This window comes from Desulfosarcina ovata subsp. ovata (assembly GCF_009689005.1).
Taxonomy (GTDB): Bacteria; Desulfobacterota; Desulfobacteria; order Desulfobacterales; family Desulfosarcinaceae; genus Desulfosarcina; species Desulfosarcina ovata.
Genome location: NZ_AP021879.1, coordinates 7,132,366 through 7,157,839 on the forward strand (window position 1 = coordinate 7,132,366; position 25,474 = coordinate 7,157,839).

Here is a 25,474-nt window from a genome sequence, read left to right on the forward strand (position 1 = left end):
CCGAGGAGCGTCCCCAATGCTCCCCGGGCGGGAACGAATGCGAGTCCGGCCTTGCGGATCAGCTCATGGGGTGCATGTTTGACGCCCATGCCCCGGCACAGGTGGCAGGGGGCGTGGTACGTGGTCTGGGTACCGGACGATCGGAACGCATCCGCCGGGATCTCGAGGATGTCGTTCATGAAGCTGCTGAAGGCCACGACCTTTTCGGAGAACCGCTCTGCTGCTTCCCGCATGGCAGGATCGTCGGCGAGCAGCTGGGGATAGTTGTGCTTCAGGTGCGACGCACACGAGGCGCACAAGGTCACGATTTGGTCGACCTCGCTGCCGCGCATGGCCAGGATATTGCGCCGGGCCACATCCCGGGCGGCGGCTTTCTCGCCCATCATCAGGGCCGGCAGCCCGCAGCAGGACTGCTGCATGGGAAACTCCACTGCCGCACCAAAGCGGGCCATCAGGGCCACGCCGGCCTCCAGTTGCTCGGGATAGACAAAATCCTGGACGCAGCCGGCGAAAAGGGCCACCCGCTGGGTCGGGTTGGCCACCGACGGTTTGATTTCAGGCCAGCGTTCGCGGAAGGGTGTTTTGGCGATGGGGGGCAGGGCCCTGAAGTTGTGCTCCTTGGAGAGGATCAGGGGCAGGTGGCGCAGGTAGCCGTTCTCGCCCACCACCGGTGCCTGGGCCTTTTGGGCCGTGCGCAGCAGCTGGTGGAACAGTTTGCGGTGGCTGAGCAGTTTGCCCAGCAGGATGCTGGAGAGCGGGTGATCGGTTTCATCCTGGATGCGCGCGTGGATCTCCTTGATCAGTCGCGGCAGGTCGATGCCGGCGGCGCACACCGCCTTGCAGGCCCCGCAGTTGATACAATTCTGGACGAGGTTTTTGGCCTTGTCGCGGCCGTGAAAGAAGTAGGTGATGATCAGGCCGATGGCGCCGATGTAGATGTGCCCGTACTGGTGACCGCCGACCATGCGGTAGACCGGGCACACATTGGCGCAGGCGCCGCAGCGCACGCAGCGCAGCACCTGTGAGAAAACCGGATCTTTGGCCAGCGCCCGGCGGCCGTTGTCCAGGAAGACAATGTGCATCTCCTTGCGGCCGGAATCGGCGACCGCGCATGGGGTCGGCCCGGTAATCCAGGTGACATAGGAAGTGATCTGCTGGCCCGTGGCGTTGCGCGGCAGGACGCGGTTGATGTGCAGGGCGTCTTCGAGGGACGGCAGCAGTTTGTCCAATCCGACCAGCGCCACATGGATGCGCGGCAGGGTCGTCACCAGCCGGGCATTGCCCTCGTTGGTGGTCAGCCCGATGGTGGCCGTGTCGGCCAGGGCGAAATTGGCGCCGCTGATGCCCATGTCCGCCTCCACATACTTCTGGCGCAGCTCGCGGCGGGCCACCTTGACCAGGCGCTCGATCTCCGTCTCCTGCCGCTTCCCGGTGACCTCGCTGAACAGGTCCGCCACCTGATGACGCGACAGGTGAATGGCCGGCATCACCATGTGGGTGGGCCCCTCGTGGCGCAGCTGGATAATCCACTCGCCCAGGTCGGTTTCGGTCACCTCGAGCCCTTCGCTCTCCAGGTAATGATTGAGCAGCGTCTCCTCTGCGGTCATGGATTTGGATTTGACGATTCGGGTGGCCCGGCCGGTTTTGGCGATGTCGGCGATAATGGCGTTGGCATCAAGGGCGGTTGCCGCCAGGTGCACATGGATGCCTTTTTTTTCGGCATTGGCCTTGAACTGGGCATACAGCTCGTCCATCCGGCCCAGGGCGCGGTCCTTGATATCGGCCACCTTGTCGACCAGTTCAGCGATGTTCATGCCGGCAAAGGCATTGGCCCGGCCGGTGGGATAGGTGACGGCAAAGTTGTCCAGGGCCTGGCGCTGAAACCGGTTTCTCAAGGCCTCGTCAACGTTGGCTTTGTAGGCTTTCAGGCTGGTTACGGTTTGCATCAGCACTCCTCCCAGAGCAGGATGTGAAGTTCGAGGGGGCCGTGAACCCCCAGGGCCAGTACGCGTTCGATGTCTGCCGTGCGGCTGGCACCGGTGATCATCGCCGTGTAGTCGGCCGGATCGCTCATCCACTGCTTAAGTTCTTCCGTCAGGTCGAATGCGGTTGCCCGCAGGCGGGATACGGGAAGCAATGCGATGTGGATCTCGCTGACCATGGTGGCCAGGCGCAGGGCCTCACTTTTGGAGTTGATCACCAGGGTGCCGGTCTCGGCAATGGCGTAATCGGCCCGGGTAAAGCCGATGTCGATGCCGGCCAGATGGCTGCGCAGATCATCTTTGATTAGACCGATCGACTTCTCCCGGCACAATTCTTCCAGGGCCTTGAATTCCGTCTCGGGAAGATTGGGCGCGGCCATGATCTTCTCCTGCTTGGTCTCGCAAAGCGCCTCGGCCGTTGCCGACAACGGTGCCTCGCAGCCGGAAACCAGCAGCTGGCAGGCCTCCTTGGTCGCGCACACATCCACTGCATAGGCGAATGCGGCCTCCGGTGAGGCCACGCGCACGACCTTGGCGGATACCGCTTCCGCCTTCTGGATAAAGGTTTCGACCACCGCCGGGTCTGGTTTCATCGGCCACCTCCATTCATTTGGCAGGGTCGCAGGCGTGGCCAGCTCCTACACGCCAAATCCGATGGCGGCTGTAAGAGCGGGCCATGCCCGCGAAAAATAATTGCTTCAACGCCTCGTCTTGCTCCCATGCTCCGCGTGGGAGTACCAATTGCCTTTCATTTAACCGCGAATAGGTTCCCACTCCGTCATTTTTGTCTTATGTGGAAAGCGGGTGATAGGCAAGTGCCAAGCTTGATGAATTCGGAAAAAGCAGCTTGCCTGCGCTCCGCGGTGGAATATGTAATCTTAGAAAACGGTCCCGCATCGGAAACGTTTCCCAAAAAATGCCTGACTGGTCATGCCGGACTTGATCCGGCATCCAGATATAACGGTTCTGTGAGCCATATCCCATCCAACGGTCCCGCCATAAATCGTTAATGCTGAAAGACCTTATTGACATAATAAGGAATTGAAGATAATCAAAATCACCATCGTTCCATCAGCACAACCGCTAAAGCTCCATATTATGAAAAGATCCATGGTGAACGTTTGTTCATCTTGTTCCATTGTCTTACGAAATGCCAAATTTTTATTTGACGAATTAGTCGTCTAGTCAGGTTAAATTGGGTTATTAGACTGCAAATCAGTCGTCTATTACGATTTCGTAAATATTAACGTCGCATTATACGACGACTATTGGGTCGTCTAGTTTATGTTGTGTGTGGCCTATATCGCTTTTACCCTCCCCTGTCCTAGTTGTTTGAAATCGATCCTTGACATTAGTACCAATAATGATACTATGTTGCCATGACTAAAATCGGCGACCTGCTTATTCAAATGCAAAGAAATCCGAAGGATGTGCGATTCTCTGAATTGTGTAGGATATGCGACCATTTTTTCGGTGAACCACGTCAGAAGAAAAGCAGCCATCGAATTTATAAAACACCTTGGCAAGGTGATCCAAGGGTAAATATCCAAAACGATAAAGGAAAAGCCAAGGCATACCAAGTAAGGCAGGTGCTTTTGGCTATTGAAAAGCTGGAGGTCGGAGATGGGCCAAAAAGATGACAAATATACATACCGGGTAACTTGGTCTGATGATGATAATGAATATGTAGGCCTGTGTGCTGAATTTCCGAGCCTCAGTTGGTTGGCTGAGACACCGGAAAAAGCTTTGAAGGGAATCCGCAAACTGGTGGCTGATGTCGTATTGGACATGGGCGAAAATGGTGAATCAATACCTGAACCCTTTGCCAGCAAGCGCTACAGTGGGAAATTTATGGTCAGGGTCCCACCTGATGTTCATCGAAAATTGGCCATTCAAGCTGCGGAAGCTGGCGTGAGTCTTAACCGTATTGCCAGTTCCAAACTGAGCCAATAGCCGTAAAGATTTGCACACAACCATGCAGTGCAGTAGACATCCAGGACGATGCCACTCTGTGAATTTATTCTTATTTCACGTCTCTGCAGTTCCTATGAATGTCAGTGCAATTCCTGGCTGCTACTGACCGCCACGTTAAGTGCAATATGAGAAAAATTAAATACGATCGAACTGAATTTCATGCAGGTGATGAAAGTGTGGAAAATGATTTGTTATCATTTGTATATGATATTCCATATTTTGGAGCCTGCGGTATCTTCCCTCCAATCCATATTGTTAATACAATTTTTCTTGAAGGTGGAGGCGATGGCGGTATGAGCCCGGGAGCAATTTGGACACCTTTTGAAATAACTGAAAAGGAGTATGAAGAATTAGTTGAAGCTGTTAAAAACACTCCTTTAACAAATCTCGAAGGTAAAGCAAGGTACTGCGAAATTCAATTTGAATTCGATCCTGAATTTGATCATATTATCGATCAGTTCGATTGGTTGCAGGAAGTATGCAAAAAACATAGGGAGAATTTTCATAAAAAATTGGACAAATTTGAACACACTTAACCACTGCTTACACACTCGACCGGGCGGGTCCAGACATTTTTTGGAAAGCCTGTTCTTGCATTTATTTCAAAGCTTTTTGAACCGCTTTCCTCGCTTGTCGCCCGGCCGGTGAAGCAAGCGTTGGGGTACTAATGAGGAGGCCAAAATTATGTCACATACACAAGCACTTTATTATCCTTGGATAGACGTTCAGAATAGTGGTTGGCTTAAGACATCGGCATTATTTTGGGAAAAAATTCAGACAATCGTTCCAGCCTCTATAGAGTCTCCATATGAAGAAAGAGCGGCAAAGGAATTTGAAGATGCCGGCATTCTTATTCCGCTAAGAGTTGATTCAGATATGCAAGAAATAGAATCATTGTCAGATGATGTGATCCGCTACTTGTCGAGTGATGAAGCAGCAAATTTAATGTTATCTACTGAAAATCGTCGTTCCGCCTATTTGCATCCACAAAAGCTACCGGATAGCATTAGGAGGATAGCACATCTTCATCCAGAAAAAATGGACCACGAGATTAGATATATGATGGAAGAGATTGGCTTTAGCCGAAGGCGTGGAAATTGGATGGAGGTTGATAGTGAATTTGCATCATTTTACATGACCTTACTGGCTACTCGGCTTTCTGAGCGTTTCGGATTGGGGTTATTGACTGATTCTCCATCATCTCATCGCCTTAGTGCTAAAGCTAAAGCGGATTCAGAACTATCCAGTGTATATCGCAATGTTTACGATTATGAATTCCGAGCAAGAAGGCGGAGAAGAGATGCCCCAAGGCAGTTGGCTGAAGGTATGATGGTTGATCTGATTATTGAACAAATTGGAATTGATCCTAAAACCCCAACCGATAAAATCTTGAATTTTAAAAATGGCCACAAAAACGAAGTTGGAAAATTCAGGAAAAAGATTGAAGAACTCACCAGCGATGTTCCTGAGAATCTTTCTACTGACGCTTTGCGTCAATATGTTCATGATAAGTATACAAACGAGGTGGCACCAGCAATATGCGACTTAAAGGATGCACTTACTGATAATCGTATCGGATGGATGACAAAAAGTTTGATGAAAGTTTCATTCATTTCCGCTGGTGCATCTTCTGCGCTCGTCGGAGCGGGATTAGCAGTTCCAAATGCTTTGCTTGTAGGTGCAGGGATTTCGCTAATAGGTATGGGGATTTTGTATAACCAAGACAAAAGGAAGGCATTAAGAGAAAATCCCTATTCATATGTGGTATCAGTTGAGAAAGCCCTTACATAAATGGAAATAACCCCAACAACAGCATAAACTCGGACTTGAAAAAGCTGCGCCGCTTCGCTGTGCAGCTTTTTCCAGCCGGTTATGCTGAGCGTTGGACTAAGCCGCTACGCGGCAGCTAACCCACCAGAATTTCTGTAATTCTTTCCTTATTTCCGGTTTTTCTCCGATTTTATTATAATTCCCTCCATCGGTATAACTCCGAAAATCTCATATTTATCTCATTAATCAAAGGAGGGAACTCATGTCAGAACTGCGTAAAAAGATGATCCGGGCAATGGAACTTAAGGATTTTTCACCGAGGACTCAGCAATCCTATTTGTCTGCAGTTGAAGGCCTATCAAAATTTCATCGGAAGTCACCGGATCGTCTAACGCAAACAGAAATCGAAGACTACGTGCTTCACCTTAAAGATGAAGGGAAGAGCGCAAGCACACGCAATGTTATCATTTCCGGGGTGAAGTTTTTCTACCAGCATACACTGGTAAACAGCGAAATCGCATTGAATATGCCAAGCCGTCGTAAACCAAAAATCCTACCTGAAGTTCTAAGCAGAGAGCAGGTTCGCATGATCATCGACACTCCGGCGGATCTCAAGCATCGGCTGATATTGATGACGGCTTATTCTGGAGGGCTTCGGGTCAGTGAAGTGGCAGCACTGAAAGTCAAAAGCATCGACAGTGCGCGGATGGTGATCCGGGTCTATCAAGGCAAAGGCATGAAAGACCGCGATACGCTGCTTTCAAAAAAGCTGCTGGAGGAACTACGGACCTATTGGAAGGTCTATCGCCCGACAGATTGGCTGTTTTACGGTAAACGCCGCGACACCCCCATGAGCATCACATCGATTCAGAGAATGTACAGCCGGACCAAACGCGATGCCGGCATCACCAAGGGCAAGGGCATTCATTGCCTTCGCCATTGCTTTGCCACGCATCTGCTGGAAGCCGGCTATGATGTGCGCAAGATACAGCTTCTCATGGGGCATCGCTCGTTGTCCACCACCATGGTCTATCTCCACGTTTCCAGAAACGGGCTGGCAAAGGTCCAGAGCCCTCTGGATTTTATCGAAGAGCCGGAACAACAGGCGCCGCCGTGGGAGGATGACGATGAATCCAATCAATAATTATCCTCAACCGGCAAACCGACAGGTGGAGGTGGCGGATATTTTGCGCTGCCACATCGGTGACTATCTCAAAAAATACAATATGCCGCCGGAGCATTACAGGGTCGTATACGACATTTTAAATTGCCGGACCGCTTATCTTGGCGGGCACGTTGAAATGTGCGATCAATGCGCAGCCGAACGCATCCTTTACAACTCGTGCCGCAACCGGCATTGCCCGAAATGCCAGACCATCACCAAGCAACGTTGGTTGTCTGCCCGGCAGGCTGAACTTTTGCCGGTTAACTATTTTCTCGAGTTTTCGAAAAATAGTTCTTTGACAAATTGTGATTATGGCATTTTCATTGCTATGCAGCCTCTTGGGGATTGAGATTCTGGTTCCGTTCGAGCAACTCCACTTCTTTTCTCGGTTTGCGGAACCTGAAGATATTTTTCTCTTCCACTTCTAACCACTTGCGATAAAAATCTTCGTCCGCCTTCAGTCTCTCAAATACTGCCTTGAAATTTTCGTATTGGGATTGACGTATAATTGAGGGGATCGTTAATGATCCCTTTGACAGTTTTCCAGCAGTGCTTTGCTTGTAGTTTTCAAAATGGAGGAGGGAGTCAATCCAGGACACCAGGCATATCGTTATTGATACGCCTTGCTCACTCCTGATAGTGGCTCCCTCCATATCGGTTAGCTGCTTCGCATTCCTGAAAAACTCTTCAATTACCCATCTATGGCTGTAAGTGATGAGAATTTTACCGGCTTCCCAAGTGAGTTGATCGGTAAGTAAATATTTCGTGGTTTGAGTGGTGGGATCAACACTTTCAACAACACAATGCTTGCCAGTTATAGAATTTAAACGAAGCGTCTTAGTCTTCGTGTGATAAAGAACTTTTTGAGCTTTACCAGTTGCCGGGTCTGCTGTAAAGCCGTATTTTTCAACGTAAGAAATGGATTTATAAACCTCGGGCAGGGACCGCGTGTAATATTGATTTTTTGACAATCGCCCTTTGGGGGTGAGCTTAGGGGGCTGGCATGGGACCCTGACCGTGTAATTGGGTTTGAGTTCGATAATATAACTGAGCTCAAGGCGTTTAAGTTCTTTGATAAACGGCCCTGTGCAAAACCAGGAATCCGCTAACACCATGGAAGGGGGGAAACCGACTTCCAATGCCCACTCCAGTATCTCGACGGCAAGCGCATACTTGGTTTTGTATGGATGGGCTTTCCCTCTTTGCCAAGGCATCGTCCCCGTTTCTTTGTGAAACATTCTGAAATTGATTGGAAATTTGATAAGGTTTCCATCACTGTAATACACAAAAACAAGGCAGGTTGCCTTCATGTTCGTTCCAAAGGCATGATCGAATAAAACAAACACACCGTGAATCCATTTGCAGAATTTGGTATGGTGTTTCATTGTGTCGTCGATCAGAAAATAACCTGGTTGAAGGGTGTACATTTGCTGGATGCGTTTGGCATAAAGCAATTGCAACTCGGGGATGTAAAATTTTGCATCGGATAAAAAATAAGAAAGCGTGCTAACCGCCTTTTCTTCCAACCACATTCGACTAATGCGGCTCAGGTTGAATCCAGAACCAATACTGTTCGGCACAGTCATTGATAAGAGTATTGAGCAATAACTTTGGCGATATTCACATCAAATATTTCTAACAAATTATTTTTTACTGCTAATAACCAGTGAAGACCAATTTTATAAAACTGTTTTAATTTTTCTCCAAGAAGAGTTACTAACCCGCAAACATATGGTCTTTTTGCATTTGAATTGGAGCATGAAGATGAAGTTAGCAAGGTTTCGTTCTTATTATTTTCTTCAGATTCATGCTCATCTTTTTCATTTTCTCTGCTTATTATTTCCGTATCTTGTTTGAATGATAATAACAATAGATAAGCAATCATATACAAGTAGAATTGTATCTGTACGCCATGAGGAGATTGGCTCATTAAGTGAATTCCCTTGAAGGTTCTTTTTATGAAGCGAAAAAAAAGTTCCACTTGCCACCTGTAAGCGTAAAGCATTATAATTTCGTAAGTTGTCAAATCATTTCTGTTTGTGATCAAAATGTAGTTTTCGCCCATAGCCGTAAAGCTAACAATACGATAACTTGCTTTGTTTTCATCGCTATTGAATATTATATTTGAATCTGTGATGTCACTGAAAAATTTCAAGAATGTATCCGGTACGGTGGCAGTGAGACACTCTTTTACAGTGTACGTCATATTCGACTTTCCGCGAATAATAAAAAATGCATTGCTGTCGGATATCTGCTTGAACAGATTGAAAGCGATATAGCCTCGATCACAGACATATGTAATGCCTTCGCGAAGAATTTGCTTAACAAATTCTTTTTCGGAAAAGTTACCTTCCGTACTGATAAATTCGGTTGGAATCATTCGGTTGAGTTCAAAAGATAAATGCATTTTGATCGCATTAGCGGTTTTCTTGTAACAAGCCCATGCCATATTGGAAATGGCCGGAAAAAGCGAACCATCTACAATTAGCATTTTTCCAAGATGACTGATTTCCGGAATTTTATGCAAATCCAATTCTTTTACCAACTGATGGAATATATCTTTAAATATTTCTGGGGGATAACGATTAAACGCTTCATTATACATAGACTTCGATGCGACGACCAATCCTAATGCCTTAGCAGTTGGTGATGTTTTGATCTCAGTGACGATTTGTCCAACGCTTTTAATTCTGGTTATTATTCCAAAAAGCAAATTTGTGGTGAACGATGATAATGAAAGCTTGTAAGTGTCCAAATCATTATGGAGACTATTTTGAGTAACCTCAATCAATGGTAGCACCGGTGATAGAATTGTTTGAAAAACATTTTTGTCGATGTGTTCGCTCATGGAGACCTCCTGGTTAATTAATTGTACCCACCATGATTAAAACACAAAGCGATCTTTTTGTCCAGCGCTATTTTTTATTTTAATAACAAGATGTTACGGCAATATGTATGCCGAACGGTATTGATCCAGAACCCAATACCAAGGCCGTTGCGACCAGTATCATGTTATCAAATTGAATGTTGGTTAGCCCTGGTTTCAAAAAGGACAGCCCGGTGACAAGGAATGCGAGCGGCTTAGCGCACGGAATCTTCATCCTTATTATCCCTTCTATTTCAGCACGTTATACACCTCCAGAAATATTATCGCACATATTGAGAATAATGTCCCGCACTATTTTTCGAAAACTCGAGTAGATAGAATTCCTTAATTTTGTCAAATTGCAGTTGTTTTCCCTCTGGAATAACAGTTTCTTTTAGACTTTTCTCTATGCTGGCTGAAAGTTTAATCAATTCCTTTATATCCTCTGATCGGCTTTCTTTTACATCAACGATGGCTTCATTAAAGTCCCGTTTGTTTGTTTCCGAGAAAATCGCTTCTCGCCAAGCATTATTGATTTCAACCACAATTAGGTCCGATTTTTGAGCCATTCGAAACAGATCACCGCTGATCATTCGCATCGAAAAATCAAAATTTTCATTGATTCGTTTCTGTTTATATTGATAGCGACTGTAGGCCACAAAAGATATGGATGCCGCAAGCAAAACCAATGAAATTACGACTACAACCCATTTTGGAAAAACGGATTTTTTCTTAGGCAGAGCTAAAGGGATATTACAATACGGGCATGTTTTTCCTTTATCGCTGATCATTTTACCACAATTTTCACATTTGATTGCAGCCATCCCACACCTCCCGTCAGTGAATTTCGTGTAAAACTAAATTCAAATCAAGTTCTGATACTTATCAATCAAAATGGAAATGGAGCTATTATTGGGGAACGAAATTGAAAAGAAACGTTATTGTATCCATATCGTGTATTAAGCAAGCGATCATAAAACAGACTGTTGATTTTATCAATCACAACAGGATGGAATTCATTTTATTTCTGGAAGCTGGAAATAAAAATGGGCAAAACCAAGGGAAAAGGCTTTGCCCCAATAGGAAGCGCAGAACAGTACAGCGGAAGCGGGTCTGGACTATGGGGGACAGTGTCCCCCAGTGGGGGTTGTATCGGCCGGAAGCCGGAAGACTTGAGCCCATCGCCTGATTGGTCGCTTTTCGTTACCGGGAACGAAAAGCGACGCCCTGGGACCGGGCCGTTTTGTTTGTGGCTCACAATCCGCCAAATATGATCCACAAACGGGTTTGCCGATCATTCGTTGATGACAAGCCCGGCATTCCCCACGCGCGCGCGGATGCCATGTATACCGGTCTATTCGGTGTTTATGACGAACAGCATTCCCCACGCGCGCGCGGGAGGGGCGGCTTTTTAAGCCTCAGATGCTGATAAAGCTTGGCATTCCCCACGCGCGCGGGAGGGGCGCCATATGGTTGGTCTTAAAATGTCCTCAGGACAAAATAAACCCGAACCAGACGCATTCCCCACGCGCGCGGTAACCAGGGCATTGTCGAAAAAGGTTAACGAAGGTACGGCGGATGGGGATCGGGTGAGTGGTGAGCAGTTAAGGGGGCGTGTCCGCCAAAAAGAATCAGACAGGAATTTATCTGGTCATAATGACCAAATAAAAAATAAACCCGAACCAAAGCCGGCGCCAAAGCACTGGACCTGCTGGTTTCGTTTCCGGTGACGGAACCTTTTAACCCTTTTGTCAGTGGTGGGTATAGCGGTGGGTAATGAAAAAGGGGTTGCAGACCGAAAATCTGTAACCCCTTGTTTTGTTTGGCTCCCCGCGTGCAACCCTCTTCATAACCGTTCTCCATTCGTTCATCTGAGATATTTCCCCTTCAGGTGAAGTTCACAGAAGAGTCCTGCCAGGAGGGAGGAATCCGCATGTCTCGTTTGACGAGCGGAGGGTTATGCCCTCTGCCTTCTGACCGTCAAATTCAGTAATGCTGCAGGTTACATACCGATCCAGCGCTTCATCTGCCGCGCCTTATCCCACAGTCCCAGGTTGGACGCCCAGGCCCTCCATTTTTCGACCTCCAAAGACGTGTAGGCGTTGAAGGAATCCAGTTCGCGCGGCCATGCATCGGGAATGGCAAATCTTCGAGCTGTCCTCTGCGCCGGCTGTGTTCCCACCTCGCAGGGTACCTCTTCCCGTGCGGCTGTCACCATAAAATGGAGGCGGTTCATCACGTTGACCTCGCTTGCCCCTGCATCCATGTCCAGTGAAAGTAGATTCAGATGAGGAAACATATCCCTGAGTTTGTTTTCCATGCCCCGCCCGGTGATGTGGTTGGCAATGCAGCCGAAGGGCTGGAGACAGACGATGTTGCCGATCCCTTCATTGAGCATGGCGATCATTTCAGCCGTAAGAAGCCATCCTTCGCCGAACTGATTGGCCAAACTGACTACCTCGCCGGTTATCGCCGCCAGTTTTCTTATGTCATGAGCCTTTCTGTAAAAACGAAATCCCTGCATAATCCGCTCGATTTGGCCGACATGGTAATTTGAGTATATCTCCAGCAGTCTGTATTTAATACGATCCGCCAAAGAACGTTTAAAAAAGGCCTTTTGGTCGTAGGTCTCATTGATAAAGCGCTGGGCGAAAAAATTCTGTATAGGAGGAAGAACCACTTCCACCCCCTGGCCGGACAACCAGTCGATGATATTTCCGTTGGAGAAGAAGTTATATTTAACGAAGATTTCTCCAACGACTCCGACTCTTGGGACAGTCTTGTCGTTGATCTCAACCCGGTTGAAGTCCGCCACGGCCTTTTTCAGAAGATTGAGAAGATAATAATAATCTGCATTTTCGATGCCTGTCTCCATTTCAAAGAGATATTTTTTATGCAGGTTTTTGGATGTCCCGGGCACCTTTTCCCTGACCATTGTTGATAAATACATCCTGGCCAGGGGATCGGCGAAAATAATTCCCAAGCCCATCCGTTTTATCAGCCCCATTTTATCTATTTTAAACCACGGTTGTGCATTAATTTCCTCATTGGATATAGCGATTATCGGAACCTCATCCAGGCTGGCGGCGGCCAGTCCTTTTCTGATAAGCGACACGTAGGAGGATGCCCGGCATTGACCGCCGGTCTGGGTCATGACGACTGCGGTTTTTTCAGGATCGTACTTGCCTGATTGAAATGCCTTGATAATGTCGCCGGCTACCAGGACAGCGGGGTAGCACATATCATTGTTGACGGTTTTAAGCCCCCATTCAACCGACCCCCTGTCCTGGGGCGGAAGAACTTCAACCCGATGACCGAAGGGCCTGAAAGCCGACGGGACCAGCGGTGAATAGAAGGGTGAAAAATAGGGGGCGATCAGGGTTCTCTTTCCGGCCTTGCCCACAACCGCCCGGCCCGTTTGCATTGTGCCGCCCCCTGCGGCCCTCGTTTTGCCGTTCTTTTCCTTCACCGCTTCCAGCATGGAGCGCAGTCTGATCCTGACGGCACCCAGGTTGGCGATTTCATCCATTTTAATCAAGGTATGAATCTTCCCGCCATAGCGCAGAATTTCTTTGACCTCATCAGCCGAAATCGCATCCGGCCCACAGCCGAAAGAGGTCAACTGAACCATTTGGGTATTCGCCGTGTTCGTTACCCACCATGCCGCTGTGTACAGTCTGTTTGTATAGCTCCATTGGGTCAGGACATTGACATCTTCCAGAGAGACGGTATCTGCATTCAGGGGAAGCGCGGTTTCACTGACGACGTCCACGCCGAGTTCCGTCAATACATCCGGAACACCGTGGTTGACAAGCGGGTCTGCATGGTAGGGTCGGCCGCAGAGGACAACGGTTGTCCGTCCCTCGGCCTCCGACCCGGCCAGCAGCGTTTTCGCCATGGACCTGAGTTCCGTTTTGTAATTCGATTGCGCCTTGACGCCCTTTTCAACACCTTCTGATATCGTCCGGTAATTGATTCCAACCCGCCTGAAAAACAGATAAAGCTGATCCTTCAGTAAACCGAAATCCTTAAAGCTGACAGATGGATTGTCCAGGGGGATTTGGAATTTTTTCTCTGGATTGACAGCACTCTTCAATAAATCGGGATATCCGGTAACCACCGGGCAATTATAACTGTTTAAAGCATCTGCGTATTCTTCTTCCTCATAGACGACGCTCGGATAGAACAGCCTGTCGATGTTTTTCCCGGCAAGATCGAAAATATGCCCATGGGCAAGTTTAGCGGGGAAACAGATGTTTTCCGACATGACAGTGGAAGACCCCTTTTCATATAATTGGAAATTGGACTCGGACGAGAGAACCACCCTGAAGCCGCATGTGGTCAAAAAGGCACACCAAAAGGGAAAGTTTTCATACATGTTCAGGCAGCGGGGAATACCGTAGGTGAGAATCGGTTCGCCTTCGGGTTCCGTGTTTCGCTCAAACAGGAGCCTTATCTGATCATCAATCAGGTTCCTTCCTTTGCATTGCACATCCGGATTGTTGCTGAAGTGCCGCTCGCATCGGTTCCCTGTATAAAAATGGTTACCGTTGCTGAAAGTCAGTTTCAAAACCCTGCACTGGTTTTCACATCCCCGGCAGCGGATTTCCTTTTTTGAAAAACCACTTTCCATCACCAATTTCTCAAAAGACAGGTCGCCGGTCTCCTGTGCCGGCCGATCCGGACCTTTCAGCGCTTCTTGTTGCGGAGCAACGGGTGCCACAACATGCGCACGATGATTTGAAAGGGCTGTCAGGGCCGCACCGTAGGCTCCCATCAGTTCGGAAAGATCCGGTCTTATAACCTCCTTGTTCAGAAGCACCTCCAAGGTGCGTAATACGGCCGGATTTCGAAATGTTCCGCCCTGAACTACGATTTTGTTCCCCAGGACATCGACGTCCTTCAGCTTCAGCACTTTGTACAGAGCATTTTTGATAACCGAATACGCCAAACCTGCCGAAATGTCGCCGACCGTCGCCCCTTCCCGAAGGGCCTGCTTCACTTTGGAGTTCATGAAGATGGTGCAGCGGGTTCCCAGATCAAAAGGTGATTCGCTATCGCATGCAATCTCTGCGAATTCCTGGACACTATACCCCAGCGAACGGGCAAACGTCTCAATAAAGGAACCACATCCCGATGAGCAGGCCTCATTGATCTGAATTTCAGCCACGGCGTTGTCATGAATATAGATCGCCTTCATGTCCTGCCCGCCGATATCCAGAATAAAGGATACATCCGGCTCAAAGCGCCGCGCCGCCCGGTAATGCGCCATGGTCTCAACCAGGCCGTCGTCCAGCCCGAAGGCGGTTCTTATGAGACTTTCACCATAGCCGGTGGCCGCCGTTCTGACGATCCGCGGGTGAAATCCGGCGGAAACAAACTTTTCCCTGAATTCGGCCAGTCCCTTTTTTACCGCCTGGATGGGATCGCCGTTGTTGGAGCCGTAATAGCCCAGAACCAGTTTGCCTTTCTCATCGACAAGGACGATCTTGGTGGTGGTTGACCCCGAATCCACACCTAAAAAAAGATCTTTTCCTTTTGCCGCAGGCAGGTCAATCCTAGGAACCAAATTTCGCTCATGCCTTTTTTGCCACATTTCAAATTCGCAATTGCTTTCAAACAGGGGGGGCAGCCTTTTGGTGCCGCTGTTGGTTACACGGCTGACGCCACTCTCGGACATGGATAAAAAATTGCCGATCCGGCCCCGACATGGTTTGCCATTGCGCACCATGGCCGCTCCCATGGCGGGAAGCAGTTCCGGATGATCCGGAATGACCAGGTCATCCGGATGCTCAATATTGAGCAGATTCGCAAAGGCTTTCCGCAGGTTTGAATAAAACGTCAGCGGCCCGCCCCCGACCAGTATTTTTCTTTCCATATCCCTTCCGCGGGACAAGGCGGTTATCACCTGAAGGGCGACCGAATGAAATATGGAAGCCGCCACATCTTCCCTGGATACATGGCAGCTCAGCAGGGCCTGAATGTCGGTTTTGGCGAAAACGCCGCACCGGGACGCAATCGGATAAATATTCGTGGCTTTTCCGGCCAGAACGTTCAGTTTAGCTACATCAATATCCAGGAGAACCGCCATTTGGTCAATGAAGGCGCCGGTCCCCCCGGCGCAACTGCCGTTCATCCGGATATCGGGACGACCATTGTCGTCGAAAAATATGATTTTGGAGTCTTCGCCGCCGATTTCAATAAACGTCCTGGCTTCGGGGAAAAATTTTTCGATAAAGTGCGCGGAGGCCACCACTTCCTGCACGAACGGCAGGCCGAAGAATTCGGCCGCACCCATCCCCGCCGATCCGGTAACCGCCAAATCAAGCTCCACGTCGCCAAGTTTCTCAAGGGCGTCATTAAAAATACGCCGTGTTGTTTCAACGGTTTTTCCCTGATGACGACAGTAGCGGGAAAATACCATGCCGCCCTCTTTATCCAGGATGACCGCCTTGGCTGTAGTTGAACCGATATCGATCCCGGCAAAATAGAGACTGTCTGCCTGTTTTGTCATCTTTTTTTATTTCCTGATTCCGAACTAACGCAAACGGCTGCTGCCTTTGCGGGTTTGTCTTGTTTTTTTATGCTCAGATAGTCCCTTGCAGAGCAAAAGGTATCTACCAGAGAAACCACCAGCGATTCCATATGGCGCGGTGGTATAACAGTAAGAGGCCACATGTGTTTTTTGATAATATCCGCTTCTTTTTCGGTAAGGCGGGTGATGCTGCGGGCGTTCTCAAGAGCGATAGTATGGTGCCGGAAACCGTGCAACCTGGGTCCGTCATGCAACCAGTCATAATAGAAAAGATCGTGCAGCAACGCCCCCCGGATAATCGCCCGGGTGTCCAGCGAAAGTCTTTTCCCCCAGCGAAAGCTCAGGCAGGCCACCTCCTCCACATGATCCAATCGGGTTTTCCCCCTGTGATGGTTATACTGCGCCAGTTTTGCAACATCCGGCAGATCGAGAAGCGGCCTTGCCGTGTTGACGAATTCCGTCTCCATCAGAGTTTTCTCTTCCGGCGTCAGGCGGAGGAAACGCCCGGCTGCAACCGCCAGGAAATCAATCGACATGATTGAGATCGTTGCTCCGGCAACTATCCACTTGAAGACCGGTGAAAGCAGGACAAGCATGCTTTGATAGGGGGGCAAAACGGCATATTCAAAAGCGAAGGCCAGCAGTATCCAGTACAGGGAGAATTTTAGACAGATGTGCCCTCTATAATTAAATCTTTGGCCCGAATAGTCCCAAAGCCGGGGCTGAGCAAAACATTCGCCAATAAGCCCGAAGCCGAGTTCAAGCCCGGTGGTGACGGCAAAATAAGCGAGTGCTTTAATCAACACATGAGAGACCTGCAACAGGGAAACCGCCACCATGAGTAAAAGAGCACCCCAACCGTAAAGCGGAAGATACGGTCCCCTCAGGAGGCCGGGGTTGACGAACCGTTTGTCACGTACGGAACGATAGGAGACCTCAAGCGCCCAACCAAGGATGCAAAAAAAGGAAAAAGAAAAAAGTATGTTTACAATATCAGTCATCATTCTGCTCTTTACTCTCCTTCAAAAGCCTCCAATTCTTGGACTGCATCTTCGTCCTTTTCGGGACTCATTCCGCTTTGTTTCGGTGAACCAGCGAATACATCAGCGGTACCAGAATCAATGTCACAAGGCCGCTGATCGACAGCCCCCCAATGACCGTGATGCCCAGTGCATTCCATATTTCAGAGCCTTCCCCTCTGGAAAGGGCCAACGGGACCATGCCGAATATGGTGGTCAAACTCGTCATGAGCACCGGCCTCAGGCGTGTTTTTCCTCCCGTGACCACCGCTTCGTTTAGCGTCATCCCACCTGCTCTCAGTTGCTTGGTATAGTCCACGAGCACAATGGCGTTCTTTACAACAATGCCCATGAGCATGATCACCCCGATGAAGCTCATCAGATTGAGCGGAGTGGCCGTGGCAACGAAGGCCCATATCACTCCGGCGAAGGCGAAAGGAACCGAAAACATGATGATGAATGGATCAACGAAATCCTCGAACTCCCCTGCCATGACCATGTAGACAAGGACTATTCCCAGAATCAAAAGGAGGGTCAGGTCGCGGAACGCTTTTCGCTGTTCCTCCACCTCTCCGCCCCATTCAATGGAAACGCCGGGAGGCAAATCAAGTGAAGCCATCGATTCTCTAATATCTTGCACCACATCCCCCAGAACCCTGCCCTGGACGCCCGCCTGAACCTTGGTGACGCGGGTCCTGTTTTTCCGGTCGATCTCAACAGGCCCAAAGGTTTCACGAACAGACGCGATGTTCCGGAGCTTAATGGTCTGACCGGTCAGGGTGGTGATGGGTGTTTCCCCGATTTCACGAATCGTTTCCCGCTGGTCTTTTTTCAGTCGCAACTCGATGTCGAAGTCGTCACCCGCCTCCCGGAACTTCGTATCATCGAATCCATAGTAGTTGGTCCTCAATGCGTCGGCGACAAGCGCCACATTCAATCCCAGGGATGCCGCCTTGTCCCGGTCAAGACAAATCCGCACTTCCGGCCGTGGTTTCTTTCTGCTGACGGAGACATCCACCGCGCCGGGGGTGGTTTCCACGATACGCTGGATTTCCGCGGCGACTTTGTCTGTTATCTCGATATCATGACCCAGAATTTCAATGCTGATGGGCCGACCGCCTCCCAGGAACGCCTTTTGAATGGCGCTTACAGCACTGGCGGAAAATTTCTCAACGCCCGGCAGTTTTATGACTTGCTCACGAAGCTCCGAAGCGATCTCCTTGGCATGGCGACTCCGTTCTTTTTTATCAATGAGACGCCCTCCGATGCGACCGATGCCGGTTCCCTCTTCAAAACCGAGGGCTGTTAAAAAACCTTTTTTGGTCTGACCTGCCAGGGCATAGGAGGCTTCCATTTCCGGAATGGCGTTCACTGCGTTGAGCATTTCTTCCGTGGTTCCGGCCGTAACCTCCACTCGGGTGCCCTGCGCCATCTCCAGGACTACCTCCACTTCCCCGGAATCCACTTCCGGAAAAAATTCCGTACCGACCAAAGGAATCAGCGCCAGACTGCCGATAAATACAATAACTATAAATGAAAGAAAAACGTTACGGCGCCTTAGCCCCCATCCCAGGATGTGAGAATAACCGGCTTCGATTTCATTCAGCAAACGCTCGCTCCATGCAAATACCGGATTGAGCTTTTTTTGGTCCCGTGAACGGAGCAAACGGGAAGCAGCCATAGGCGTCAACGTCAGTGAAATGAAGAGCGAGGCCAGAATCGTGATCAAGATTATGAACGCCAACTGACCAAAGATGATACCGGCGATCCCTTTCACCAAGAGAAGAGGGGCGAAGACAGCCACAATGGTCAACGTTGACGCGGCCACCGCCATGCCCACTTCCGATGTTCCCTCCACGGCGGCCAATTGCGGAGACTTGCCATCGTCCACATGCCGTACGATGTTTTCAAGTACGACGATGGCGTCGTCCACCACCATTCCCACGGCAATGGCAAGACTCATCAGGGAAATGACGTTGATGGTATAATTCATGACGAAAAGACCGATAAAGGCGATGATAATCGAAAAAGGAATTGCCATTGAGACGACCAGGCTGGTGCGAAACCGCCGGAGAAACAGGAAACAGACGACAATGACCAAAAGACCTCCGACGACGGCGGCTTCGGTCAAACTATTGATCATCGCATAAATGTGATCGGAGTTATCCAGAATCCCGTGGATTTTGATATCCGACGGCACTTCGGTCTTCAGTGTCTTGAGGCGGTCTTTTATGGCTTTGATCACGTTAACGGTGTTGGCCCCGGACTGCTTCTGAATAATCAAGGCAATCGCAGGAAGCTTGCCGGAACGCGCCCACTCCTGCGGCTCCTCAAAGGCATCGGTGACCGTGGCCACATCTCTAAGCCGCACAAGCGCGTCGCCGTTGCTTCCGATCACCGTATTGGCGATTTCCGCTGCATCCCGATAGCGCCCCGCTACTCTGATCTGGAGTTCATTCCTCCCGATTTTGACGGTGCCCACCGGAAGGTTCAGGTTTTCAGCGGCGAGAACATTTCTGCTCTGCTGAACGGAAATGTGATAAGCATCTATTGCTTCGCGGTCGAAATGCACATTGATCTGTCTTTCCTGGCCGCCGATATAGACGACAGCGCCCACGCCGGGCACACGCTTCAACGGATCGGCGATCTGCTTGTCCACAATTCTGTAAAGATCGGGACTGCTTTCTTCCGCCGTCACCGTCATGATGAGCACCGGCACCATGGAGCTGCTGAACTTGAAGATAAAGGGGTCTTCCGCTCCATCGGCAAGGTCCGGCTTGGCAAGATCGATCTTCTCCCGGATATCGTTGACCGCAACATCCAGGTCGGTGCCCCAGTTGAATATGCAATTGACGATGGCGATGTTGTCTTTTGACTTTGACTCCAGCCGGTCGAGATTCGGTGTGGTTGAAAGCTGGTCTTCCAGGTACTTGGTCACCTCCGACTCAACATCCGTGGCGGAAGCCCCCGGATAGGGTGTGATGACACTCACGGCCGGAGGTTCAATATCCGGTAGCAAGTCGAGGTTGAGCATGAAAAAAGCCACGCAACCCAGCAATGTAATGGCAGCGAAAACCATAACGGTCGTGACCGGCCTGCGGACGGATATCTCCGGTAATTTCATTTCTGTTCCCCTTGCTTGTCGTCACCGTCAGCTTCAAAAAAATCGACTTCCGTCCTAAGGTCCCGAAGGCATTTGTTTTGCTCGTGCGAACATATCCTGGCCCAGGCAATAACGCTGATCCAACCTGCTGCGACAAGAGAAAGGATAGGGGCGGTTTTTCCGGGAAAATGGCTTGTGATGGCCCAGATTGCCAGTGCCCCAGATGCGATTCCAAAAATCAGCCAGACGAATAGATGGCAAGTGCACGGATCACGATCAGGGACCGGAGGAGAAAACCAAGTCCGTTCCCCGATCTCAGTCCGTTCGAATTCTGCGTCATCAAGGTTTGTTTCAATTATCCTGTCCTTGAATTTGACAACGACAATCTTCCTTTCGGGCCGTCCACTGAATGATTTCATTCTTCTTTTCTCGATCACTTCTCCTTTGACCTTCAGAGAACGCAGACGATCAACAAGGCGTTTTTCTTGTAACTGACAAATATTAATTCCCATCTTCCGTTCTCCCCGGTAAAAAATCTCCTGGTAAATCTCTTTTGGCGGCACACCCCCATTTTTCTTTGAGTTGCCTCATGGCTTCCCGGTACCCCTCGGCAATGGTCTCCTCGGCCCGATGGAATTCGAGAAAACGAACATCCCCCAGCTTCGGCCGAATCAGCAGATCGGGCGGATCGGTTGCCAATCTTGTTGCAGTTATCTGTACCTCCATGATGTTGATTGCGGTCGTCAACACATCAAAAATGTTCGGCACAGGATCCTTGTGCAGCCACTGACGCACTTGCGATAACGCGGGCGAACTGAATTCGTTGAATCTGTTGCCCAGTTCCTGCGCGATTTTCCATTTTGCGGGCTGGGGCTGAACAACCATACCTGCCACCGATGAATCAACCGGAGCGATGTCGGCGGTACTCCTTTTGTCGATAATGTCATGGTTCAAATCAACAGCGATGACGTAATCCGCTCCCATTTTCCTGACAGCGCTCACCGGCACGGGGTTGACCAGCCCGCCATCCACCAGAAAACCGACGTTTTGCCTGACCGGCGTAAAAATGCCCGGAACCGAGATGCTCGCGCGGATTGCCTCTATGATGTCCCCTTTGTTCAACACGACCTCACGACCCGTGGCCAAATCGCTGGCAACCGCGCAATAGCGGAGAGGTAATTCTTCAATGTTCATTTCTCGAACATGAGAACGAAAGAAATCGCTGATCTTCTTTCCATCAATGAGTCCCGACCTCGGAAAAGTTACATCCAGGAAGGAAATAATCTGTTTCCAGTCGAGCTGACGGGCAAAATCTTCCAGCACATCCATTTTGTCAAGGGCACATGCGGCCCCTACCAACGAACCAATGCTGGTGCCGGCGATGTACCTGATTTCCATTCCTGCCTCAACCAGTGCCCGTATTACACCAATATGAGACCATCCCCGTGCGGAGCCGCTGCCCAGCGCCAGTCCGATATTTTTCGGAAAATCTGAGTTATCGTCCGACATGTTCACCATCGATCTACTTGAGAATTTGACCCCCAGAGTTATCCTTCTCATTCTTGTTCGGAATATCTTGCACGCTTACCTCCATGCCTGACTGCAAACGCCCCGCTCCGCTGGTAACCACTTTGTTGCTCTCCACCAGGCCGTCCATCACTTCGGCATATTGGTCATCCATGGCACCAATTTTGACCGTTCGCTTATGGGCCTTATTTTCTTCCACCACAAAAACGTAATAGGTGCCGCTGCCGGGGAGTCGTTGCAAGGCGTCACGGGGAACGGCAAGGGAGCTTTTTTTCTCTTCTGAAAGCTTCACCCTGGCATACATTCCGTCCACCAGCTTCCCGGACGGATTCGGCACCTCGATTCTCATGCGGAAAGTACGCGTCTTTCGGTCCACCATCGGATTGACAACGGTTACTTTTCCTGAATACTCATGCTCCGGGAAGGCGTCTGTCGTAATCAGCGCTACAGTTCCAATGGCAAGCCGACCAATGTCTGCTTCCGGCAAATCGACATCCAGGTTCAGGGATGTTTGGTCCACGATACGCAGAAGTCGGCTGCCGGGCGCAACCGCCTGACCGATTTCCACATTTCTCTCCACGACAGTGCCGCCGATAGGCGACCGAATGTCCGCATCCTTGAGATGTTCCATCGCTGTCTCCAAGGCGGCCCTTGCCTGGTCCCTCTGTGCTCTGGCAAAGGACGCCGCTTCCCTGGCGCTTTTAAAGGCCGCCTCTGATGCATCAAAGCGACTTTGCGGAATCACCTTTTCTTGCAGCAGTTCAATTGCGCGGCGGTGTTCTTTCCTGGCATGTTCAAACTGGGCTTCAGCCTGCGGGACCGCTGCTTGCGCAGCGGCAAGCGCCGCCCGGGCCTGCTTGACGCCTAGATCATAGTTTGTTCTGTCCAGTTTTATAATGACGTCGCCGGCATTGACGCGCCCACCGATATCAACCAGAACCCGGCTCACTGTTCCTGCCACCTTGGGGCTTAGCGGACTCATTTCTCGGGCTTTCAGGGTGCCGACGGCGCTGATTTCATCAGCGAATTCGTGTGAGACAACAGCTGCAATTGTGACAGGTATCACTTTGTCGACCGTATCCACGTCCACGTCTTTGTACCATTGTTTTTTCGAAACATGGACAACCAAGAGCGCAATAGCAGCCGCCGCAATAGCAATGGATATATAGACTCCTCTTCGTTTCATTCGGCAGGCTCCTTTTCCTTGATATCAGGCGGCTCTATCACCATTACGCCCACCGCTCGATGAAGGGCGGCAATGGCAACGTTGTAATCAAAAAGAGCCTGCGTGTGATTCGCTTCAGCCCGACTTAAGGCCGTACGGACGTCCAGCACATCGGTATTTGTGCCTTCTCCTGCCCGGTATCTGGCTCTCGCCTGGCGGTAAGCCTCCTTGGCTGTCTTCAGTGCACTCTCAGCCGCATCGATATTCTTTTCCGCTTTTCCAAGGTCCAGGAAGGCTTGGCGCACTTCAAGACGAATGTGATCCGTCGTTTTATCTCGCTGGATTCTTACCTGCGCCAGTTGTGATCTTGCCTCTCTGACCTTGGCAGCGGTTTTCCCCCAATTCCAGAGGGGAAGCTGTGCCCCTATCCCAACCGTCCAGTGGTCACCGCCTTCCAGATCCCGAATATCGCCTTCCATATATTCGTAACGTCCTTCCAGGGCTATGGTAGGCAGGTATTCTCCCCTGGCCGCTTTAAGCGCCTGTTCCGCAGTTGCCATTTTGGAATCCATTGCAGAAAGTTCAGGACGTTGCGAAAGGGCCAATTCGGTGAGAGACGAAAGATCCGCCCCCGGCCCGGGCGACCGCACCAAGGCTTCCGTCAAAAGGACCGATTCTTCAAGGGGGATGCTCAGCAAATTCTTGAGTGCAGAGCATGCCAGGTCGACGGCGTTGTCAGCGCCATTCAGCTCCTTGCGGGCATTGGCAAGCTCCGTGCGGGTGCGAAGGAGATCAATTTCCGGATTCGCCCCTTTCTCCACCAGAATCGCCACGTCATGTTCATGCACCTCAAGAAGATCGACGGCCTCCACGGCAACACCTTGAAACGCTTCGGTCAACTGTGCGGTCCGATACGCGCGTGCAACCTGGAAAACGACTTCTTCTTCAACGGCCCTGTTCTCTTGAGCTTGAGCGTCTCGTGAATACTGGGACGCCTTGCGCGCCGCATTCAATCGCCCTCCCGTGAAAATGGGCTGCCGGATGACGAGCCCCGCCTTGTATTGATCACGATCCATGAAGGTCAACGATTGCGGCCCCATTGCAAAGCTCAACTCCTCGTCCAGTCGGGTATAGGAAGCATCCGCCCCCAAAAATGGGAGCATAGCCGATCTGGCCTGAGTTATCTTTGTATCGGCTTGAGTCAGGGCTTCCCGTGCAAGGCGGATATCGTAATTCTGTTGCAACGCTATTTTCAGGCAATCGCTTAACGACAGGTGTATATTGCCATCCTTTTCGAGCTTGCGAAGCACCTCAACGGGAGCAGAAGGACGGCTGCCTTCTATTTCCGGCGATTGTTCGACGATTGCATCGGAATGGCCGTGCAACGGCTCGGCGGCAGCGCTAATAGACACACAACCCGCTGGCAGCAGCAATCCACCCCCCGCTAGAAGCATAACCATGGCGCGAGCTGTTGTCCTTAAGGCTTTTTTCATTCGGCCACCACCCCTTTGAGAAATATATCCCTGATCACCGGGGCATTCGCCTCGTATGAATGCCGTTCCGGATCTTCCAGCCAACAGAAGAGAAAAGCGTTGGTGATTCCTTCCAGGGCTACGGCCGTATAGTAGGGATTCAGATCGCGAAGCACGTTTTTACGGATACCTTTTTCCAGTGTCGAAGCCAGTTGCTCTACCAGTTCGTCATAAAGCTTGCGGATGTCCTGATCGAGACCAGCCTTGATGTTGAAACTCGCCCCCTGTGTTTCAGCAAAATAGAGCCGCAACGTGGCAACGTCATCGGCAAAGACACCGGCTTTGGCGGAAATGTAGTTTTTGAGAATAGTCAGGACGTCACCTTCTCTTGAAAGGGCCCTGATCAGGGTACGATGATATTCCGCCGCCTTTTCCATTATGAGGGCCTTGTAGAGGTCCTCCTTGTTCTTAAAAAATTTGTAAAGCGTTCCGATGGCAAACTCTGCTCTTTTTGCAATCTCGTGCATGGATACATTGTGGTATCCTTTCTCCGAGAAAAGCTCGATTGCAGCAACAAGCATCTGACGACGATGCCTGAGTTTTTCTCTTTCCCGACGTGTGAGCTTCTTGTCTTGCATTGCCTGACCTCCGTTTCCTTGGTCCAGTATAGAATACACAAATATGACGTCACGTTTAATAACATGATGTCATATTCTATATGATACGCACGTTGGCTCCTTGCGTCAAGCGGAAACCCGAAGAAAAATTAGAATACGATCCACACCACACATGGCGAGGGGATATTGGACGATGAAGAGGTTAAACTGAAGTTCCGGCCAGAATTCTGACCCCCAAATAGTGGAAAGCCCGAAAACAGGGGACGCGGAGCAACCACC

The 25,474-nt window shown here is 50.1% G+C and carries 18 protein-coding genes and 1 pseudogene; 6 read left to right on the forward strand and 13 right to left on the reverse strand.

Going from position 1 to position 25,474, the window contains the following annotated elements; genetic code table 11:
* Positions 1 to 35: 35 nt before the first annotated feature.
* Positions 36 to 1,946: pseudogene (ldhH, locus tag GN112_RS31240) on the reverse strand (L-lactate dehydrogenase (quinone) large subunit LdhH); the annotation flags it as partial.
* Positions 1,946 to 2,575: a LutC/YkgG family protein gene (locus tag GN112_RS31245; RefSeq protein WP_155313724.1), complete on the reverse strand. Its 630-nt coding sequence runs from the start codon at positions 2,573 to 2,575 to the stop codon at positions 1,946 to 1,948. The pseudogene ldhH and the gene GN112_RS31245, both read right to left, overlap by 1 nt.
* A gap of 786 nt (positions 2,576 to 3,361) precedes the next feature.
* On the opposite strand from GN112_RS31245, the gene GN112_RS31250 reads away from it, so the two are divergent.
* The 6 genes from GN112_RS31250 to GN112_RS34995 all read left to right on the forward strand — a co-directional run bounded on the left by GN112_RS31250 (position 3,362) and on the right by GN112_RS34995 (position 7,240).
* A complete protein-coding gene (locus GN112_RS31250) occupies positions 3,362 to 3,622 on the forward strand; it encodes a toxin HicA (protein ID WP_155313725.1) in 261 nt (86 codons plus the stop codon).
* A complete protein-coding gene (locus GN112_RS31255; RefSeq protein WP_155313726.1) occupies positions 3,606 to 3,935 on the forward strand; it encodes a type II toxin-antitoxin system HicB family antitoxin in 330 nt (109 codons plus the stop codon). The genes GN112_RS31250 and GN112_RS31255 overlap by 17 nt, the downstream gene beginning before the upstream one ends.
* A 146-nt stretch (positions 3,936 to 4,081) precedes the next feature.
* Positions 4,082 to 4,492 carry a hypothetical protein gene (locus GN112_RS31260; protein ID WP_155313727.1) on the forward strand — a complete coding sequence of 137 codons (411 nt, stop codon included), beginning with the start codon at positions 4,082 to 4,084 and terminating at the stop codon, positions 4,490 to 4,492.
* Positions 4,493 to 4,640: 148 nt separating this feature from the next.
* Positions 4,641 to 5,747, forward strand: coding sequence for a DUF6236 family protein (locus GN112_RS31265; protein ID WP_155313728.1), 1,107 nt, complete (start codon positions 4,641 to 4,643; stop codon positions 5,745 to 5,747).
* Positions 5,748 to 5,988: 241 nt separating this feature from the next.
* On the forward strand, positions 5,989 to 6,870 hold the full coding sequence (locus tag GN112_RS31270) for a tyrosine-type recombinase/integrase (protein ID WP_155313729.1): 882 nt from the start codon (positions 5,989 to 5,991) through the stop codon (positions 6,868 to 6,870).
* The gene (locus GN112_RS34995) at positions 6,854 to 7,240 is read left to right on the forward strand and encodes a transposase zinc-binding domain-containing protein (protein WP_162459204.1); all 387 of its coding nucleotides are present in this window, start codon (positions 6,854 to 6,856) and stop codon (positions 7,238 to 7,240) included. The genes GN112_RS31270 and GN112_RS34995 overlap by 17 nt, the downstream gene beginning before the upstream one ends.
* On the opposite strand, the gene GN112_RS31280 is transcribed toward GN112_RS34995, so the two are convergent.
* From GN112_RS31280 to GN112_RS31330, 11 genes are all read right to left on the reverse strand, one after another.
* The gene (locus GN112_RS31280) at positions 7,218 to 8,423 is read right to left on the reverse strand and encodes a transposase (protein WP_162459205.1); all 1,206 of its coding nucleotides are present in this window, start codon (positions 8,421 to 8,423) and stop codon (positions 7,218 to 7,220) included. The genes GN112_RS34995 and GN112_RS31280 overlap by 23 nt on opposite strands.
* A gap of 50 nt (positions 8,424 to 8,473) precedes the next feature.
* Positions 8,474 to 9,739 (reverse strand): IS4 family transposase, encoded by a 1,266-nt coding sequence (locus tag GN112_RS31285; protein ID WP_155309288.1) that lies wholly within the window; start codon positions 9,737 to 9,739, stop codon positions 8,474 to 8,476.
* A 299-nt stretch (positions 9,740 to 10,038) separates the two neighbouring features.
* The gene (locus tag GN112_RS31290; RefSeq protein ID WP_155313732.1) at positions 10,039 to 10,581 is read right to left on the reverse strand and encodes a zinc ribbon domain-containing protein; all 543 of its coding nucleotides are present in this window, start codon (positions 10,579 to 10,581) and stop codon (positions 10,039 to 10,041) included.
* 1,178 nt (positions 10,582 to 11,759) lie between these two features.
* The gene (locus GN112_RS31295; RefSeq protein WP_155313733.1) at positions 11,760 to 16,271 is read right to left on the reverse strand and encodes an acyl-CoA dehydratase activase; all 4,512 of its coding nucleotides are present in this window, start codon (positions 16,269 to 16,271) and stop codon (positions 11,760 to 11,762) included.
* Complete coding sequence (locus tag GN112_RS31300; protein WP_155313734.1) at positions 16,268 to 17,296, reverse strand: putative ABC transporter permease; 1,029 nt, start codon at positions 17,294 to 17,296, stop codon at positions 16,268 to 16,270. The genes GN112_RS31295 and GN112_RS31300 overlap by 4 nt, the downstream gene beginning before the upstream one ends.
* Positions 17,297 to 17,360: 64 nt before the next feature.
* Positions 17,361 to 20,435, reverse strand: a complete 3,075-nt coding sequence (locus tag GN112_RS31305; RefSeq protein WP_155313735.1) for an efflux RND transporter permease subunit — start codon at positions 20,433 to 20,435, stop codon at positions 17,361 to 17,363.
* The gene (locus tag GN112_RS31310; protein WP_155313736.1) at positions 20,432 to 20,926 is read right to left on the reverse strand and encodes a hypothetical protein; all 495 of its coding nucleotides are present in this window, start codon (positions 20,924 to 20,926) and stop codon (positions 20,432 to 20,434) included. The genes GN112_RS31305 and GN112_RS31310 overlap by 4 nt, the downstream gene beginning before the upstream one ends.
* On the reverse strand, positions 20,916 to 21,923 hold the full coding sequence (locus tag GN112_RS31315) for a patatin-like phospholipase family protein (RefSeq protein ID WP_155313737.1): 1,008 nt from the start codon (positions 21,921 to 21,923) through the stop codon (positions 20,916 to 20,918). Before GN112_RS31315 ends, GN112_RS31310 begins: the two co-directional genes overlap by 11 nt.
* A 13-nt stretch (positions 21,924 to 21,936) precedes the next feature.
* Entirely contained in the window at positions 21,937 to 23,127 is a 1,191-nt protein-coding gene (locus tag GN112_RS31320) for an efflux RND transporter periplasmic adaptor subunit (RefSeq protein ID WP_155313738.1), read from the reverse strand.
* The gene (locus GN112_RS31325; RefSeq protein ID WP_155313739.1) at positions 23,124 to 24,599 is read right to left on the reverse strand and encodes a TolC family protein; all 1,476 of its coding nucleotides are present in this window, start codon (positions 24,597 to 24,599) and stop codon (positions 23,124 to 23,126) included. Before GN112_RS31325 ends, GN112_RS31320 begins: the two co-directional genes overlap by 4 nt.
* Positions 24,596 to 25,216, reverse strand: a complete 621-nt coding sequence (locus GN112_RS31330; RefSeq protein WP_155313740.1) for a TetR/AcrR family transcriptional regulator — start codon at positions 25,214 to 25,216, stop codon at positions 24,596 to 24,598. The genes GN112_RS31325 and GN112_RS31330 overlap by 4 nt, the downstream gene beginning before the upstream one ends.
* Between the last annotated feature and the right edge of the window lie 258 nt (positions 25,217 to 25,474).

Bases quoted from the DNA above. Each gene is read 5' to 3' on its own strand.
- GN112_RS31245 (WP_155313724.1), bottom strand. From the start codon at position 2,575: ATGAAACCAGACCCGGCGGTGGTCGAAACCTTTATCCAGAAGGCGGAA.
- GN112_RS31250 (WP_155313725.1), top strand. From the start codon at position 3,362: ATGACTAAAATCGGCGACCTGCTTATTCAAATGCAAAGAAATCCGAAG.
- GN112_RS31255 (WP_155313726.1), top strand. From the start codon at position 3,606: ATGGGCCAAAAAGATGACAAATATACATACCGGGTAACTTGGTCTGAT.
- GN112_RS31260 (WP_155313727.1), top strand. From the start codon at position 4,082: ATGAGAAAAATTAAATACGATCGAACTGAATTTCATGCAGGTGATGAA.
- GN112_RS31265 (WP_155313728.1), top strand. From the start codon at position 4,641: ATGTCACATACACAAGCACTTTATTATCCTTGGATAGACGTTCAGAAT.
- GN112_RS31270 (WP_155313729.1), top strand. From the start codon at position 5,989: ATGTCAGAACTGCGTAAAAAGATGATCCGGGCAATGGAACTTAAGGAT.
- GN112_RS34995 (WP_162459204.1), top strand. From the start codon at position 6,854: ATGAATCCAATCAATAATTATCCTCAACCGGCAAACCGACAGGTGGAG.
- GN112_RS31280 (WP_162459205.1), bottom strand. From the start codon at position 8,423: ATGTGGTTGGAAGAAAAGGCGGTTAGCACGCTTTCTTATTTTTTATCC.
- GN112_RS31285 (WP_155309288.1), bottom strand. From the start codon at position 9,739: ATGAGCGAACACATCGACAAAAATGTTTTTCAAACAATTCTATCACCG.
- GN112_RS31290 (WP_155313732.1), bottom strand. From the start codon at position 10,581: ATGGCTGCAATCAAATGTGAAAATTGTGGTAAAATGATCAGCGATAAA.
- GN112_RS31295 (WP_155313733.1), bottom strand. From the start codon at position 16,271: ATGACAAAACAGGCAGACAGTCTCTATTTTGCCGGGATCGATATCGGT.
- GN112_RS31300 (WP_155313734.1), bottom strand. From the start codon at position 17,296: ATGATGACTGATATTGTAAACATACTTTTTTCTTTTTCCTTTTTTTGC.
- GN112_RS31305 (WP_155313735.1), bottom strand. From the start codon at position 20,435: ATGAAATTACCGGAGATATCCGTCCGCAGGCCGGTCACGACCGTTATG.
- GN112_RS31310 (WP_155313736.1), bottom strand. From the start codon at position 20,926: ATGGGAATTAATATTTGTCAGTTACAAGAAAAACGCCTTGTTGATCGT.
- GN112_RS31315 (WP_155313737.1), bottom strand. From the start codon at position 21,923: ATGTCGGACGATAACTCAGATTTTCCGAAAAATATCGGACTGGCGCTG.
- GN112_RS31320 (WP_155313738.1), bottom strand. From the start codon at position 23,127: ATGAAACGAAGAGGAGTCTATATATCCATTGCTATTGCGGCGGCTGCT.
- GN112_RS31325 (WP_155313739.1), bottom strand. From the start codon at position 24,599: ATGAAAAAAGCCTTAAGGACAACAGCTCGCGCCATGGTTATGCTTCTA.
- GN112_RS31330 (WP_155313740.1), bottom strand. From the start codon at position 25,216: ATGCAAGACAAGAAGCTCACACGTCGGGAAAGAGAAAAACTCAGGCAT.